This is a genomic window from Sphingomonas colocasiae (assembly GCF_019880585.1).
Classification (GTDB): domain Bacteria; phylum Pseudomonadota; class Alphaproteobacteria; order Sphingomonadales; family Sphingomonadaceae; genus Sphingobium_A; species Sphingobium_A colocasiae.
The window spans coordinates 397,807-413,463 of sequence record NZ_JAINVV010000004.1; the positions used below are offsets into that span (position 1 = coordinate 397,807).

At 68.1% G+C, this 15,657-nt stretch carries 14 protein-coding genes; 7 read left to right on the forward strand and 7 right to left on the reverse strand.

What is annotated here, in order from left to right; translation table 11 throughout:
- Positions 1–43 precede the first annotated feature (43 nt).
- From K7G82_RS08350 to K7G82_RS08370, 5 genes are all read left to right on the forward strand, one after another.
- Positions 44–2,080, forward strand: coding sequence for a transglycosylase domain-containing protein (locus K7G82_RS08350; protein WP_343228542.1), 2,037 nt, complete (start codon positions 44–46; stop codon positions 2,078–2,080).
- Positions 2,081–2,212: 132 nt separating this feature from the next.
- Complete coding sequence (locus tag K7G82_RS08355; RefSeq protein WP_222989394.1) at positions 2,213–3,523, forward strand: dicarboxylate/amino acid:cation symporter; 1,311 nt, start codon at positions 2,213–2,215, stop codon at positions 3,521–3,523.
- A gap of 80 nt (positions 3,524–3,603) precedes the next feature.
- Positions 3,604–3,873: a plasmid stabilization protein gene (locus K7G82_RS08360; protein WP_222989395.1), complete on the forward strand. Its 270-nt coding sequence runs from the start codon at positions 3,604–3,606 to the stop codon at positions 3,871–3,873.
- A gap of 198 nt (positions 3,874–4,071) precedes the next feature.
- A complete protein-coding gene (locus K7G82_RS08365; protein WP_222989396.1) occupies positions 4,072–5,073 on the forward strand; it encodes a threonine aldolase family protein in 1,002 nt (333 codons plus the stop codon).
- Positions 5,070–5,987: a DMT family transporter gene (locus K7G82_RS08370; RefSeq protein WP_222989397.1), complete on the forward strand. Its 918-nt coding sequence runs from the start codon at positions 5,070–5,072 to the stop codon at positions 5,985–5,987. Before K7G82_RS08365 ends, K7G82_RS08370 begins: the two co-directional genes overlap by 4 nt.
- Here K7G82_RS08370 and K7G82_RS08375 read toward each other — a convergent pair.
- Entirely contained in the window at positions 5,897–6,733 is an 837-nt protein-coding gene (locus K7G82_RS08375) for a Rossmann-fold NAD(P)-binding domain-containing protein (RefSeq protein ID WP_222989398.1), read from the reverse strand. The two genes, K7G82_RS08370 and K7G82_RS08375, sit on opposite strands and share 91 nt — an antisense overlap.
- A gap of 105 nt (positions 6,734–6,838) precedes the next feature.
- Positions 6,839–8,098, reverse strand: a complete 1,260-nt coding sequence (locus K7G82_RS08380; protein ID WP_222989399.1) for a M48 family metallopeptidase — start codon at positions 8,096–8,098, stop codon at positions 6,839–6,841.
- Between the two features lie 95 nt (positions 8,099–8,193).
- Between K7G82_RS08380 and pepN the strand changes: the two genes are divergently transcribed.
- A complete protein-coding gene (pepN, locus tag K7G82_RS08385; RefSeq protein ID WP_222989400.1) occupies positions 8,194–10,776 on the forward strand; it encodes an aminopeptidase N in 2,583 nt (860 codons plus the stop codon).
- Positions 10,777–10,916: 140 nt separating this feature from the next.
- Here pepN and K7G82_RS08390 read toward each other — a convergent pair whose 3' ends face one another.
- From K7G82_RS08390 to K7G82_RS08410, 5 genes are read right to left on the reverse strand one after another with little or no spacing between them, the layout of a single operon-like run.
- A complete protein-coding gene (locus K7G82_RS08390; RefSeq protein ID WP_222989401.1) occupies positions 10,917–11,366 on the reverse strand; it encodes a hypothetical protein in 450 nt (149 codons plus the stop codon).
- A 26-nt stretch (positions 11,367–11,392) separates the two neighbouring features.
- Positions 11,393–11,995 (reverse strand): ABC-type transport auxiliary lipoprotein family protein, encoded by a 603-nt coding sequence (locus tag K7G82_RS08395; RefSeq protein ID WP_343228543.1) that lies wholly within the window; start codon positions 11,993–11,995, stop codon positions 11,393–11,395.
- A 2-nt stretch (positions 11,996–11,997) separates the two neighbouring features.
- Complete coding sequence (locus K7G82_RS08400; RefSeq protein ID WP_222989403.1) at positions 11,998–12,948, reverse strand: MlaD family protein; 951 nt, start codon at positions 12,946–12,948, stop codon at positions 11,998–12,000.
- Positions 12,949–12,954: 6 nt separating this feature from the next.
- Positions 12,955–13,764 (reverse strand): ABC transporter ATP-binding protein, encoded by an 810-nt coding sequence (locus K7G82_RS08405; protein WP_246623460.1) that lies wholly within the window; start codon positions 13,762–13,764, stop codon positions 12,955–12,957.
- A gap of 17 nt (positions 13,765–13,781) precedes the next feature.
- Complete coding sequence (locus tag K7G82_RS08410; RefSeq protein ID WP_222989405.1) at positions 13,782–14,891, reverse strand: MlaE family ABC transporter permease; 1,110 nt, start codon at positions 14,889–14,891, stop codon at positions 13,782–13,784.
- 68 nt (positions 14,892–14,959) lie between these two features.
- Here K7G82_RS08410 and K7G82_RS08415 point away from each other — a divergent pair, with 68 nt between their 5' ends.
- Positions 14,960–15,634, forward strand: coding sequence for an HAD family hydrolase (locus K7G82_RS08415; RefSeq protein WP_222989406.1), 675 nt, complete (start codon positions 14,960–14,962; stop codon positions 15,632–15,634).
- The last annotated feature ends 23 nt before the right edge of the window (positions 15,635–15,657 follow it).

Sequence of the window (15,657 nt, forward strand, 5' to 3'; positions counted from 1 at the left end):
TAGGGGCTCGCCGAAGCTGTATTGATCATCTAGTACAGCGAGTGTGACAGAGTCCGCTACGCCCGTTCCGCCGTTTCCGGAGGACAGGACCAATCCGGCGCCCGGCGCCGTGCCGATCGAAGCGCCGGCGCCAAGCCCCTGGCCGCGCCGCCGCAAGATTATCAAGCGTTGCCTGCTCGGGCTGCTGATCGTCTTCATGCTGCTGTTCGCCTGGCTGGCGGTGACGGCGCCGCTCTCCCGCTCGCTCCAGCCGATCGCGCCGCCCAGCATCACCTTGCTGTCGGCGGACGGCAAGCCGATCGCGCGCAAGGGCGCGATCATCGACAAGCCGGTGGTGATCGCCCAGCTTCCCGAACATGTGCCGCAGGCCTTCCTCGCGATCGAGGATCGCCGCTTCTACAATCATCTCGGCATCGATCCGATCGCGATCGCGCGCGCGGCCTGGCGCAACCTGCTGGCCGGCGGCGTGCGCGAGGGCGGCAGCACCATCACCCAGCAGCTCGCCAAGGTGGCGTTCCTCAATGCCGACCGCACCGCCGCGCGCAAGCTGCGCGAGGTGCTGATCGCCTTCTGGCTGGAAGCGTGGCTGAGCAAGGACGAGATCCTGGCGCGCTATCTGTCGAACGTCTATTTCGGCGACAATGTCTATGGCCTGCGCGCCGCCTCGCTCCATTATTTCAACCGCGAGCCCGAAAAGCTGAGCACCGGCCAGGCGGCGATGCTGGCGGGGCTGCTCAAGGCGCCCAGCCGGCTGGCGCCCACCGTCAACCTGAAGGGCGCGCGCGATCGCGCCGCCGTCGTCGCCGATGCGATGGTGGAGGCGGGCTATCTCAAACAGGCCGAACGCGATGCGATGGCGCCGGTGAAGCTGAACGTCCGTCCGGTGAAGACGATGGCGACGGGCACCTATTTCGCCGATTGGGTGCTGCCGGAGGCGCGCGACCGGTCCGGCCAGGTCTATGAACAGCAGACGGTGACGACCACGCTCGACAGCGGGCTCCAGCGCATGGCGGAACAGGCGGTGCGCCGCGCCGCGCTGGGCGGCGCGGAAGTCGCGATGGTGGTGATGCGGCCCGACGGCACCGTCGTCGCCATGGTCGGCGGCAAGCGCTACAGCGACGGCGCGTTCAACCGCGCGACGCAGGCGCGGCGCCAGCCGGGCTCCACCTTCAAGCTGTTCGTCTATCTGGCGGCGCTGCGCGAGGGCATGACGCCGGATACGATGATCGCCGACGAACCGGTGACGATCGGCGACTATACGCCGCGCAACGATGGCGGCCGCTATCGCGGGCAGATTTCGCTGCGCCAGGCCTTCGCCTGGTCGAGCAATGTCGCGGCGGTGCGGCTGGCGGAGCAGGTGGGGCAGGAGGATGTCGTCCGCGCCGCGCGCGATCTGGGCGTCACCAGCCCGCTCCATACCGAACCCAGCATGGCGCTCGGCACCTCGGGCATGACCTTGCTCGAACTGACCTCCGCCTATGCCGCCGTCGCGGGCAATCGCTATCCGGTGAAGGCGCACGGCCTGCCCGATGCGGAACGGACCTGGTTCGCCAAGCTGGTCGACCGGCAGCGCACGCTGGGCGACGACACGCACGAGATGATGCTGGAACTGCTTTCGGCGGCCGCGAACAACGGCACCGGGCGTTCGGCGGCGCTGCGCACGCGCACCTATGGCAAGACGGGCACGACGCAGGACAATCGCGACGCGATCTTCGTCGGCTTCGCGGGCGATCTGGTGACGGGCGTGTGGGTCGGCAATGACGACAACAGCCCGCTGGGCGGGGTCGCGGGCGGCGGGCTGCCCGCGCGGATCTGGCGCGATTTCATGGGCCGCGCGCTCAACGACGCGCCGCCGCCCGTCGCCGTCGAGGCCGAACCGGACAATGGCCTGGATCTCGATCTCGGCAATATGGCGATCAACGCGCAGATCGGCGATGTCGAGCTGGGCATCGATCTGGGCAACGAGACGCTGCGCATCCGCGGGCCGCGCGACGACGCGCCTGCGCCGCCCGAACGCCGCGTGCAGCCGCCGGTGCTGCCGCCGCCCAGCGAGAATGACGGGCCAGCCGAACGAAGATAGCGGTTTTCTTTCACCGTGCGTTCCGACTGAGCTTGTCGAAGCCCCGTACTTCTTTACTGCATGGCGTTTCGGATCGTGCGACAGGCCCGGCCGAACGGGGGGAAACGCGATGGTGAACGGAGCGGGCAGGACATGGTGACGCCGGTTGCGACCGAATATGGCGTGGAGGCCGCGCCGCGACGGCGGCGGCTGGCCGGCCAGCTTTACGTGCAGGTGCTGATCGCGATCGTGCTGGGCGCGACGCTCGGCCATTTCTGGCCCGATGTCGGGGAGTCGCTGAAACCGCTGGGCGACGGCTTCATCAAGCTGGTGAAGATGATCATCGCGCCCGTCATCTTCCTGACGCTGGTGACGGGCATCGCGGGCATGAAGGAGATCGCCTCGGTCGGCCGCGTCGCCGGCAAGGCCTTCGCCTATTTCCTGTTCTTCTCCACCCTGGCGCTGATCGTCGGGCTGATCGTCGCCAATCTCGTCCAGCCCGGCGCGGGCATGAACATCGATCCGGCGACGCTCGACAAGGGCGCGGTGGCCGATTTCAGCGCCAAGGCGCACGAAACCAGCATCACCGGCTTCCTGCTGGCGATCATTCCGGACACGATGGTCTCCGCGCTCACCGGCGGATCGATCCTGCAGGTGCTGTTCGTCGCCATCCTGTTCGGCATCTCGCTGTCGCTGGTGGGCGAACCCGCCCAGCCCGTGCTCGAATTTCTCGAGCGCGTCTCGCTCGTCGTCTTCCGCCTCGTCGGCATATTGATGCGCGCCGCGCCGATCGGCGCGTTCGGCGCGATCGCCTTCACCATCGGCGCCTATGGCATCCAGTCGCTGGTCAATCTGGGCGCGCTGGTCGCGACCTTCTACCTGACGTCGCTGATCTTCGTGCTCGGCGTGCTCGGCGTGGTCGCGCGGCTGAACGGCTTCTCGATCCTGAAGCTGATCCGCTATCTGAAGGCGGAATTGCTGCTGGTGCTCGGCACGTCCTCGTCGGAAGCCGCGCTGCCGAACCTGATCGACAAGATGGAGCGCGCGGGCTGCGCGCGGCCGGTGGTCGGGCTGGTGGTGCCGACCGGCTATTCCTTCAACCTGGACGGCACCAATATCTACATGACGCTCGCCGCGCTGTTCATCGCACAGGCGTGCAATGTCGATCTGTCGCTGGGCGACCAGATCGCGCTGCTGCTGGTCGCGATGATCAGTTCGAAGGGGGCGGCGGGCGTGACGGGCGCGGGCTTCATCACGCTGGCGGCGACGCTCTCGATCGTGCCGTCGGTGCCTGTCGCGGGCATGACGCTGATCCTGGGCATCGATCGCTTCATGAGCGAATGCCGCAGCCTGACCAACTTCATCGGCAACGCGGTCGCCACCGTCGTCGTCGCGCGGTGGGACAACGCGCTGGACCGCGACGCGCTCAACCGCGCGCTGAACGGAGACGGCCCGGCGGCCTGACGGCAAGTTTTTCCGAGACGTGAACGCTTTGCCGCGCCGGTGCGTTGGCGGGTGGAGCGGGTCATGGAGGAGGAACGACCATGCCGCGTGGCGACAAGAGCAGCTATACCGACAAGCAGAAGCGCAAGGCCGAACATATCGAGCAAGGCTATGAGGATCGCGGCGTCGGCCATGCGGAGGCGGAGCGCCGCGCCTGGGCGACGGTGAACAAGGATTCCGGCGGCGGCAACAAGTCCGGATCGGGCCGGGGCCGCAAGGGCGCCGCCGCATCCAGCCGCCGCGCCGCCGCCGATCGCTCCGCCGCCGCCAGGAAAGGCTGGGAAACGCGGCGCAAGCGCGCGGGCGGGTGAGAGACACCCACCTGACCAACCTCACCGTCGCTCCAGCGAAAGCTCGAGCCCATACGATGCCTGCACGTCCACCGCTGCCCGACGATCGCATGGGCTCCAGCTTTCGCTGGAGCGACAGGGGCGCCCCCTTCGCCCACAGATGCCATCACGCGCCAACTGGCCGTTGACCTGAACCGCCAAGGCCAGCAATGGGCGCTCATGCGCTTCTTTTCCGACAATGCCGCCCCGGTCTCCCCCGCTGTCCTCGCGGCGCTGGCTCAGGTCAATGTGGTCGATACCGCCTATGACGCGGACGCGCACAGCCAGGCGCTCGACGCGCGCTTTTCGGCGCTGTTCGAAACCGATGTCCGCGCGCTCTGGGTATCGACGGGCACCGCCGCCAATTCGCTGGCGCTCGCCGCGCTCTGCCCGCCGCATGGCGGGATCGTCTGCCATCGCAACGCGCATATCCAGGTGGACGAATGCGGGGCACCGGGCTTCTTCACGCATGGCGCGTCGCTGATGACGGCGGCCGGGCCGGGCGCGAAGCTGACGCCGGAGATGGTGCGCGGCGTGATCGATCGGATCGGCAAGTCCGTGCACAATGTTCAGCCGCACGCCGTGTCGATCACGAATGCCACCGAATATGGTGAAGTCTACACGCCCGGCGAAGTGGCGGCGCTCGGCGCCTTGTGCCGCGAACGCGGACTGGGTCTGCACATGGACGGCGCCCGCTTCGCCAACGCGATCGCGCATCTGGGCTGCGCGCCCGCAGATATGACGTGGCGCGCGGGCGTGGACGTGCTCAGCTTCGGATTCGTCAAGAATGGCGCGATGTCGGCGGAGGCGCTGATCTTCTTCCGCCCCGAACTGGCGGAAGAGACGCTGTACCGGCGCAAGCGCGCGGGTCATCTTCTGTCCAAGGGCCGCTATCTTGCCGCGCAGATCCTGGCGATGCTCGATGGCGATCTGTGGCTGGAGAACGCGCGCGCCGCCAATGCGGGCGCGCGGCTGCTGGGCGACGCGGCGGGGGACCGGCTGCTCTATCCGGTTGAGGCCAACGAGGTGTTCCTGCGCGTGACGGCGGCGGAAGCGGCCTCTCTGCGCGCGCTGGGCTTCGATTTCTACGACTGGGCGGAGGGTGAGGCGCGGCTGGTGACGAGCTGGAACCAGAGCGTCGACGATATCCGCCCGCTCGCGGACGCGATCGCACGCTTGTGAGCGCGGGGGGAACGCCTGCTCCGACGCGCGCGGCGGTTGCATTCCCCTTCGTCGCGGTCACGCTGATCTGGGGATCGACCTGGCTGGTGATCCGCGATCAGCTCGGCCATGTGCCGCCAAGCTGGTCGATCTGCTATCGTTTTCTGATCGCCGGGCTGGTGCTGCTCGTCGTCGCCCGCGTCCGGCGTGAAAGCCTGCGGCTCGATCGCGGCGGGCTGGCCTTCGCGGCGGCGCTGGGGCTGGCGCAGTTCGTGATCAACTTCAACTTCGTCTATCGCGCCGAACAGCATATCACCTCGGGGCTGGTCGCGCTGGTCTTCGCGCTGCTGATCGTGCCCAACGCGCTGTTTTCCTGGATCTTCCTGGGCAAGCGCGTCAGCGGCCGCTTCCTGGCCGCGTCGGCGGTCGCGATCCTGGGCGTCGGGCTGCTGTTCGTGCACGAGGCGCGCGCCGATCATGCGTCGCAGGGCGGCACCTTGCTCGGCATCGGCTTCACCCTGACGGGGGTGTTCGCCGCCTCCACCGCCAATGTCATGCAGGCCAGCCGCCGCGCGGCCCTCTATCCGATGGCGACGATGCTCGGCTGGGCGATGCTGATCGGCGCGCTGTGCGACGGGCTGTTCGCCTGGATCACCGCCGGGCCGCCGGTGATCGAATGGCGCGCGGGCTATATCGCGGGATTGCTCTATCTGGGCGTGATCGCCTCGTCGCTGGCCTTCACGCTCTATTTCGGGCTGATCCGGATGATCGGCCCGGCGATGGCGGCCTATACCAGCGTGATCATCCCGGTGATTGCGATGTTCCTGTCGACGGTGTTCGAGGGTTATCGCTGGTCGCCGCTCGCCATCGCCGGCTGCGCGCTGGCGCTGGTCGGGCTGTTGTTCGCGCTGAGGGCGCCCAGCCCCGCGCGATAATCGGGAAAGGCGGGGCGCCAGCCCAGCACGCGCTTCGCCTTGCCGTTCGCGACGCGCCGGTTCTCCGAATAAAAGGCGCGCGCGGCGGGCGACAGGCCGGCATCGTCGATCGCCAGCAACGGCGGCGGCGCGACGCCGAGCAGCGCGGCGGCATGCTCGATCACCTGGTTCTGCGCGCATGGCAGGTCGTCCGCCAGATTATAGACGCCCGGCGGGGCGGTGAACCCGGCGATCACGCCCGATCCGATATCGTCGACATGGATGCGGCTGAAAACCTGTCCGGGCATGGCGATGCGGTGCGCGGCGCCCCGCGCCACCCGGTCGAGCGGGGAGCAGCCGGGGCCGTAGATGCCGGGCAGGCGGAAGACATGGGCGTCCAGCGCCTGCCATGCCGCGTCCGCCTCCGCGCGCGCGGTGCGCCGGCCCGCGCCGATCGGCGCGCTTTCGTCCACCCATGCGCCGCCGCTGTCGCCATAGACGCCGGTGGAGGAGAGATAGCCCCGCCAGCCGCCGAAATCGCGGATCGCCTCGCCATAGGCGGCCAGCACCGGATCGCGTTCGTCCTTGGGCGGCACGCTCGACAGCAGGTGCGTCGCGCCGGCAAGGCCAAGCAGCACCGCCGCCGGATCGTCGAAGGCGACATCGCCCGCGCACCCCGTGCCGGTGACGCGCCAGCCCTCCGCGCGCAGCCGCGCGGCGAGGCGCGATGCGGTATAGCCGAGTCCGAAGATGAAAAGCGTGGGCATCCGGGCCTCTTCGCCGAAAACGCCGCGATCGTCACGCGGCGATCGCGTGTCATCGGCGTGGCGCTCGATTCCCCAACCGTTCTCGGGCGGCACGCCATGCCATGGCTATTTCGCCGGCGCCTCGCCCATATGATCGGCCTTCCACCGCATCGCCATGCGCACGCGCGTCTCGCCGGAGGGGTGATCGAAGAACAGCATCTCCTCGATCGGGCCGGGTGAGATTTTGCGATATTCGGAAAGCTTCATCGCGGTGAGCGCGAAGCCGTCGGGCTCGCGCGCGGCGTCCAGCCCGAAGGCGTCGGCGGCGCTCTCGCTGGTGCGGATCATGCTGTTGGTGATCGGCGTCGCCAGCAGGCCGAGCACGGTCGCGATGCCGAAGAACACCGGCGTCGCGGCGGGATCGTCCACCCCGCGCACCCGCCAGCCCGGCCCGTGGCGCGCGATCAGCGCGGGCGCGATGCGATGGACCAGCCAGAAGCCGGCCAGGAACAACAGGCCGAACATGCCGATCAGCCACCAGATATGGCGCAGCACATAATGGCCCAGCTCGTGGCCCATCACCGCCGCGATCTCGGGCGGGGAGGCGCGGTTGAGCAGATTGTCGTTGAGCGAGATGCGGATCGTCGGGCCAAGGCCGGAGACATTGGCGGAGATGCGCTTGCTCTGCTTCGATGCGTCGAACACATAGATATGCTCGGCGGGCACGTGATTGGCCGCCGCCATCGCCACGATGCGATCGCGCACCGGCCCCGCCGGCATCTCGCTATAGGTGTTGAACAGCGGCGCGATGAAGACCGGCGCGATCAGCAGCCCGATCGCGATGAACACCGTCATCGCGCCCGCGCCCAGCAGCCACCAGAGCCGGGGGGCGCGGCGGATCACCGTGAATATGATCGCCAGCAGCAGCGCGGTGGTGACGATGCCGATGCCCAGCCCGATCGCCTGTTCGCCCGCCCATCCGCTGAAATCCTGGCTCATCAGGTCATAGTGTTTCTCGCGCACATAGCCGGCATAGATCGTCCAGGGCAGCGTGATCAGCGTGGCGGTGACGATATAGGGCAGGGCGTAGAGCGCGGCGACCAGCGCGGGGCGCTTCGTCCGCCGTTCCGCCCAGTCGCGGAAGCGCGCGGAAAGGCCGAAGCGCAGCAGGATCCAGCAGGTGGCGACCGACACCAGCGCGCCCCACAGGATCATCCAGTATCCGCCCTCGAAATAGGCGTCCGATTTCGCGCGCGCCGCGCCGTGCAGCGTATCGACATAGGCGCGCGTCGCCGCCTCCACATCGAAGCCCTGCGCGTGCGCCAGCGCGGGCAGCGCCATGGCGAGCGCCGCCCCCGCGATGATCATGGTCCTGCCGTGCCGCATCATGGTTCTCCCCCCAACCGGCGGCAGGCTATGGCGTGTCGCCGGCGATGCAAGCCCAATTGCACGCCCCCGCACCGGGGCGTAAGGCTTTGACCATGCTCGATGCCCAAGCCACCGCCGCACCCGCCGTCATCCGCCGCGAGGATTATCGCCCGCCCGACTGGCTGGTGCCCGATATCGCGCTCGATTTCCGGCTGGATTCGATGCGCACGCGCGTTGCCTCGCGGCTTCAGGTGGTGCGCAACGGCGATCATGACCGGCCACTGGTGCTCGACGGCGACGGGCTGACCCCGGTGGCGCTGCGCATCGACGGCGTGGCGACGGACTGGCGGCTCGATGGCGACGCGCTGGTCGTGCCGCTGCCGGGCGGCGCGCATGTCGTGGAGGTCGAGGTCGATATCGCGCCCGAGCTCAACACCCAGCTCATGGGGCTCTACGCCTCGGGCGGGCTGCTCTGCACCCAGTGCGAGGCCGAGGGTTTCCGCCGCATCACCTTCTTCCCCGATCGGCCCGACGTGCTCAGCCGCTACAGCGTGCGGATGGAGGCGGACAAGGCGCGCTATCCCGTGCTGCTGGCCAATGGCGATCCCGTGGCGGCGGGCGATGCCGGGGACGGGCGGCACTGGGCGGAATGGCGCGATCCCTTTCCCAAGCCCTGTTACCTGTTCGCGCTGGTCGCGGGCGATCTGGTCGCCAATCGCGACAGCTTCACCACGCTGTCCGGCCGCAAGGTCGATCTGGGCATCTGGGTGCGCGCCGCCGATCTCTCCAAGACCGATCACGCCATGACCGCGCTCAAGCTCTCCATGGCGTGGGACGAGGCGGTTTATGGCCGCGAATATGATCTGGACGTGTTCAACATCGTCGCCGTCGCCGATTTCAATTTCGGCGCGATGGAGAACAAGGGCCTCAACATCTTCAACTCGCGCTACATCCTGGCCGATCCCGACACCGCGACCGACGCGGATTACGACGCGGTCGCGGGCGTGGTGGCGCACGAATATTTCCACAACTGGTCGGGCAATCGCGTCACCTGCCGCGACTGGTTCCAATTGTCGCTGAAGGAAGGCTTCACCGTCTTTCGCGATCAGCAATTCTCCGCCGATCAGGGCAGCGCCGCGGTCAAGCGGATCGAGGATGTCCGCACCCTGCGCGCCGCCCAGTTCCCGGAGGATTCGGGGCCGCTCGCGCATCCCATCCGCCCCGAATCCTATATGGAGATCTCCAACTTCTACACCGCGACGATCTACAACAAGGGCGCCGAGGTGATCCGCATGATGCATGCGATCCTGGGGCCAGAGCGTTTCCGCGCCGCGACCGACCTGTATTTCGCGCGCCATGACGGCGAAGCCGCGACCTGCGAGGATTTCGTCGTGGCGATGGAGGATGGCGGCGGCGCCGATCTCACCCAGTTCCGCCGCTGGTACAGCCAGGCCGGCACGCCGCGCGTGGTGGCGACGCTCGATCATGAGGGGACGACGGCGCGGCTGACGCTGGAGCAGGCGGTGCCCGCTACCCCCGGCCAGCCGGACAAGCAGCCGATGGTGCTGCCGCTGCGCACCCGGCTGTTCTGCGGCGAAACATCCGGCCCGCTGTGCGACGAACGGCTGATCCTGCTGACCGAACCGCGCCAGACCTTCGTGTTCGACGATATCGCGACGCGGCCGGTGCTCTCGATCAATCGGGGCTTCTCCGCGCCCGTCACCGTGGAGACCGGGCGCGACGCCGCCGATCTCGCCTTTCTTTCGGCGCATGACGACGATCCCTTCGCCCGGTACGAGGCGATGCAGCAGCTCATGCTCGACACGCTCGTCGCCGCGGTGGCGGAAGGGCGGGGCGATCACGGCGCGGTGATCGAGGCGGTGCGCAACACGCTTTCCGATCCCGCGCTCGACAAGGCGTTCGTGGGCGAAGCGGTGCTGTTGCCGAGCGAGGCGTTCGTCGGCGAACAGATGCTCGTCGTCGATCCCGACGCGATCCACCGCGCGCGCGAAGCGTTGCGCACCGATCTGGGCAAGGCGCTGGAGGGCGAATGGCGCGCGGCGCATGCGGGCGCGCAGGCCAATCGCTTCGAATATTCACCCGCCGCCAAGGGCGCGCGCCGGCTGAAGACGGTGGCGCTGGGCTATATCGCGGCGGCGGGCGCCGCCGACGCGGCCGAACTCGCCCATGCCCAGTTCACCGGGGCGGACAATATGACGGACCGGCAGGGCGCGCTGACCACGCTGGTCAACGGCGATTCCGCGCTGCGCGAAGCGGCGCTGGAGGCGTTCTACCGCCGCTATCGCGACAATGCGCTGGTGCTCGACAAATGGTTCACCACCCAGGCGCTCTCGACGCGCGACGACGCGCTGGACGCGGTGCTCGCGCTGGAGAAACACCCCGATTTCACGCTCGCCAACCCCAATCGCGTCCGCGCGCTCGCCGGCGCCTTCACCGCCAACCAGCGCGGCTTCCACGCGGCGGACGGGCGCGGCTATGGTTTTCTGGTCGACATCATCGTCGCGCTCGATCGGATCAATCCGCAGACGGCGGCGAAGCTCGTCCCGCCGCTCGGCCGCTGGCGCCGCTTCGACGAAGCCCGCGCCACCCTGATGCGCGCCGCCCTCGGCCGCATCGTCGAGACGCCGGGCCTGTCGAAGGACGTGTTCGAACAGGCATCGAAAAGCCTGGGGTAGGATTGGGCCGATCAAGATCGACGCCTCACCTTGTCATTCCCGCGAACGCGGGAATCCATCTTTTCCGTGAAGCATCAGAAAGAAGAAGCTGGATTCCCGCGTTCGCGGGAATGACAAGAGTTAACGACCCCGGGGCGGATTCAACGCCCGCCCAGCACGAAATCGCGCAGCGCCCGCGCATCGTGCAGCGCGTTGTGCGGCACCTTGCTGTTGGCCGCCGGGCTGAAGCCGGGCGAGCGCAGGAAGCTGAAATCGACATCGTCGATATCGACGATCACGCCGTTGCCGATCACCAGCAGCTTGCAGAAATAGGCGATGTCGTCGGGCCAGTCGGCGACGATCACGGGCTTGGGATCATGCGCCAGATAGCGGGCGACCTCGTGCGCGGCTTCGTCCGCGCGCATCGTCATGTCGAGCGCGGGCGGCACCATGTGGAGATAGGGCATCACATGGCGATCCACCCAGGGCACCACCGGATCGGCCATCGGCAGGATCGCGTAGAATTCCTCGTCGCCGAATTCGGGGACGAGCGCGATGCTGATCAACGCGCCGCCAAAGCCGTTGAACTCGGTATCGAGGAAGTAACGCAAAAGGGGCTCCTGATCCGCCCGTTATCTCAATTGCCGATCCAGGCGGCGACCTGGTCCGCCACCTGATTGGCGGCGGTGTTGAGCGCCACGGCGGCGGGGCCGGGTTCGATCGTCGAAACCGGCGCGCGCGCCTCGAAGCGGCGTTCCTCGATCTTCGCGCCGCCATCGGTGGCGCGCGCCGCGTCATAGGTGACCACCGCCTGCATCGACGCGGCGTCGATCGTGAAGTTGCGCAGCTCGCCCGAGATCGTCGTGCCGGGATCGAAGCTGAACTGGCGGTTGTCGAGCACCATGCGGCCGGTGCGCGCGGTGACGACATCGGCGAGCAGCGCGCGGAACAGGCGGTTGGGCGAATCCGCCCATTGCGCGTCCTTCACATAGGCGATGCTCGTATCGTCGCTGCGCACAGGGATGCGATTGTTGGCGAGTGCCGCGGGCACGCGCGGCGTGAGGATGGTCACCCCCTGGCCGGCGACGGCGGTGCGGCTCTCGCCCGCCGGCATCGCGGCGGCGGGGAACAGCGTCAGCAAGGTCGGCGGCGGCTTCGCGCCGAAGCTGATGCAGCCGGAAAGCGCCAGCAGGGCGGCGAACGGGATCGTCAGGCTGAGGATGCGTGCTTGGCGCGCCATGATCATTTGCCCTTCTTCTTATAGTCGGGGAGCTTGGGCGATCCGACGAGCGCGCCGGCGCCGCCGCGATCGAGCCGGGTCGCCACCGCCGTCAGCGCTTCGGACATGTCGCGCAGGTCGCGGACGAGCTGGCCGACCTCGGGAACCGTCTGCTTGGAAAAGGCCTGCAGGCCCGGCCGCGCATCGCCGATCGCCGCGTCCAGCGTGTCCATGCTCGCCTTGGCCGACGCGACGGTCTTGCGCAGATCGGCCATCAGCGGGCGGCCTTCCTTGTCGAGCAGGTCGTTGGTGGTGCCGGCGAGCTTGCCGATCTCCTCCGCCGCGTTGCCCGCCTGTTCGATCGCGATCCGCGTCTGCGCCAGCGTGGCCGCGATCTCCGGTCCGCGCTCGGCCAGCGATCCGGACAGTTTCTCCACATTATCCAGGATTCCCGCGATCGACGCCTGGTTGCGGTCGCTCAGCAACAATGTCAGCCGCTCGGTCAGCGTGGTCAGCCGTTCGAGGAGCTGCGGCGCGTTCGACAGCAATTCACCCAGCGCGCCGGGCTTGGTGGGGATCACGGGCACGCCGCCCGGCCCGATATCGGTGATCGGCGGCGCGCCCTTGACCGCGCCGTCGAGCATGATCTGCGACACGCCGGTGAAGCCCACGCCCTGGATCGTCGCGGTCGTGCCCTGGAGCACCGGGGTCTCGGATTTCACGCGGATGCGCACGCGCACGAATTCGGGATCGCGCGGCCACAGCGCGATCTCGTCGACCTGGCCGGACGGCACGCCGGAGAAGCTGACGCTCGATCCCTTGGCCAGCCCGTCGACCGACTGCTTGAAGAAGATGTCGTATTTGGTTTCCGATCCGCCGCCGAGCTGCGCCAGCCAGACCGTGAAGATCGCCAGTGCCGCGAGCAGGCCGAGCACGACGCTGCCGACGAGGACGTGATTGGAGCGGGTTTCCATCGGCGCTCAGCCCTTCTTCTTCTGCTTCGCCGCCACCGCGGCACGGCCGCGCGGGCCGTTGAAATATTCCTGGATCCACGGATGGTCCAACGCGAGCAACTCGTCGATGGTGCCAACCGCGATCACTTTCTTGTCCGCCAGCACCGCCACGCGGTCGCAGATCGCGTACAGCGTGTCGAGATCATGGGTGATCAGGAACACCGTCAGCCCCAGGATCTTCTGGAGCTCGGAGGTCAGTTCGTCAAAGGCGGCGGCGCCGATCGGGTCCAGCCCCGCCGTCGGCTCGTCGAGGAACAGCAGTTCGGGATCGAGCGCCAGCGCGCGCGCCAGCCCGGCGCGCTTGCGCATACCGCCGGAAAGTTCGGCGGGATATTTGGGGCCGGCCTCGGCGGGCAGGCCGCTCATCGTCACCTTGAACGCGGCGATCTCGTCGAGCAGCGGCGCCTTGATGTCGGGATAGAATTCGCGCAGCGGTACCTGCACATTCTCCGCCACGGTCAGCGTGGAGAACAGCGCGCCGCCCTGGAACAGCACGCCCCAGCGCTTGCGGATCGCCACCGCATCCGTCTCGTCGCGGCCGATCATCGACTGGCCGAACACGCTGATCTCGCCCTCGTCGGGGGTCTGGAGCCCGATGATCGATCGCATCAGCACCGATTTGCCGGTGCCCGATCCACCCACCACGCCCAGGATCTCGCCCTTGCGCACGTCGAGGTCGAGCCCCTGATGCACCACCTGATCGCCGAAGCTGTTCTTCAGGTTGCGCACGTGGATCAGCGTGTCGCCCTCCGCCACCTCGGGCAGATCCTCGGTCATGTCGGTTTCGGTGAAGCTCATGTCCACCCGATCGACGTGAAGAAGACCGCGAAAAAGGCGTCGAGCACGATCACGAGGAAGATCGCCTGCACCACGGCCGATGTGGTGCGCTGGCCCACTTCCTCGGCATTGGCCTTCACCTGCATGCCCTGGAAGCAGCCCGCCATCGCGATGATCGCGCCGAACACCGGCGCCTTGACCAGCCCGACATACAGGTCGGTCATCGGCACGACCTCGCGGATGCGCTGGATGAAGGTGACGGGCGGGATGCCCAGATCGATCCAGCACCAGATCAGGCCGCCCAGGATGGTGACGAGCGAGGCGTAGAAGCCCAGCAGCGGCATCAGCACCACCGTGGCGATCACGCGCGGCAGCACCAGCGCCTCCTGCGGGGAGACGCCGATGGTCCGCATCGCGTCCACCTCCTCGGTCAGCTTCATCGTGCCGAGCTGCGCGGCGAAGGCGGATCCGGATCGGCCGGCGACCATGATCGCGGTCATCAGCACGCCCAGCTCGCGCAGGGTGATTCGGCCGACCAGGTTGATGGTGAAGGTTTCCATGCCGAACTGGCGAAGCTGCACCGCGCCCTGCTGCGCGATGACGATGCCGATCAGGAAGCTCATCAGCCCGATGATGCCGAGCGCGGAGACGCCGACCACCTCGAAGCGCTGGACAACGGCGTTGATGCGGAAACGGGCGGGGTGGCGGATCACGCTCCACGCCGCGATCATCGTGGCGCCGAAGAAGCCGAGCAGGCCCAGCAGCGTCTGCCCCGCGATCGCGGTCGCGTCGCCGATCTCGCCCAGCACGCGGATATGCGGCGGCGTCCGGTCCGGGCGCATGCGCACCGGCTGGTCGGACGCGGAAACCTGTTCGATCAGCCGGGCGGCGTCGGCGTCGGCGCCCTTGATCTCGGCGCCATGGTCGCGGCTCAGCCGATAGACCAGCCAGGCGCCGATCGTGTCGATATGATCGATCCGGTCGAGCCGGATGACGTCGACGGGCACGGCGAGCGTGGCCAGCCGCTGCGGCACGTCTCCCAGCCGGGCGATCGAAAGGCTGCCCAGGAAACTGAGCTCGCAGCCGGCTTCGCCATGCTCCTGAATGAAATCCGCCATTTCGCTCATGCACTTGGAGTCTTGCGCGATTATGGCGCGGGGGGCAAGCGCGTTGGGCTGACAGGAAAGGCGGACGGATGACGGCGCTGGCGATCTACGACATGGACAGGACGATCACGCGCCGGGGAACCTATACGGGTTTCCTGTTCCATGTCGCGCTGCGCCGCTCGCCCTGGCGGCTGCTGCTGGCGCCCGTCGCGTTGCTGGTGATGGCCGCCTATGCGTGCCGGCTGATCGACCGGTCCAGGCTGAAGGAGATCAACCAGCGATTGCTCACCGGCGGGCATATCCCGTCGGCCGAGCTGGCGCCGCTGGCGCGCGGCTTCGCGGCGCGGACGGTGGCGACCAACATCTATCCCGGCGCGCTGCGCCAGATGGCGGCGGACCGCGAATCGGGCCACCGGCTGATCATGGCGACCGCGTCCTACCGCATCTATGTGACCGCGATCGCGGAAGCGCTGGGCATGGACGAGGTGATCGCGACCGACAGCTTCTGCCTGCCCGACGGCCGCATCCAGGCCCGGATCGACGGCGAGAATTGCTACGGCCCGGCCAAGCTGCGCAAGATCCAGGCCTGGCTGGCCACCCAGGGGCTGGACCGCCCCGATTGCACGGTGCGCTTCTATTCGGACCATGTCTCCGACGCGCCGGTGCTCGATTGGGCGGACGTGCCGATCGCGGTGAACCCCAGCCCGAAACTGCGCCGGATGGCCAGGGGCCATGGCTGGCTGATCGTGGACTGGAGCCGGTAGGGGGGGTGGCGGCGGGTTTGCGC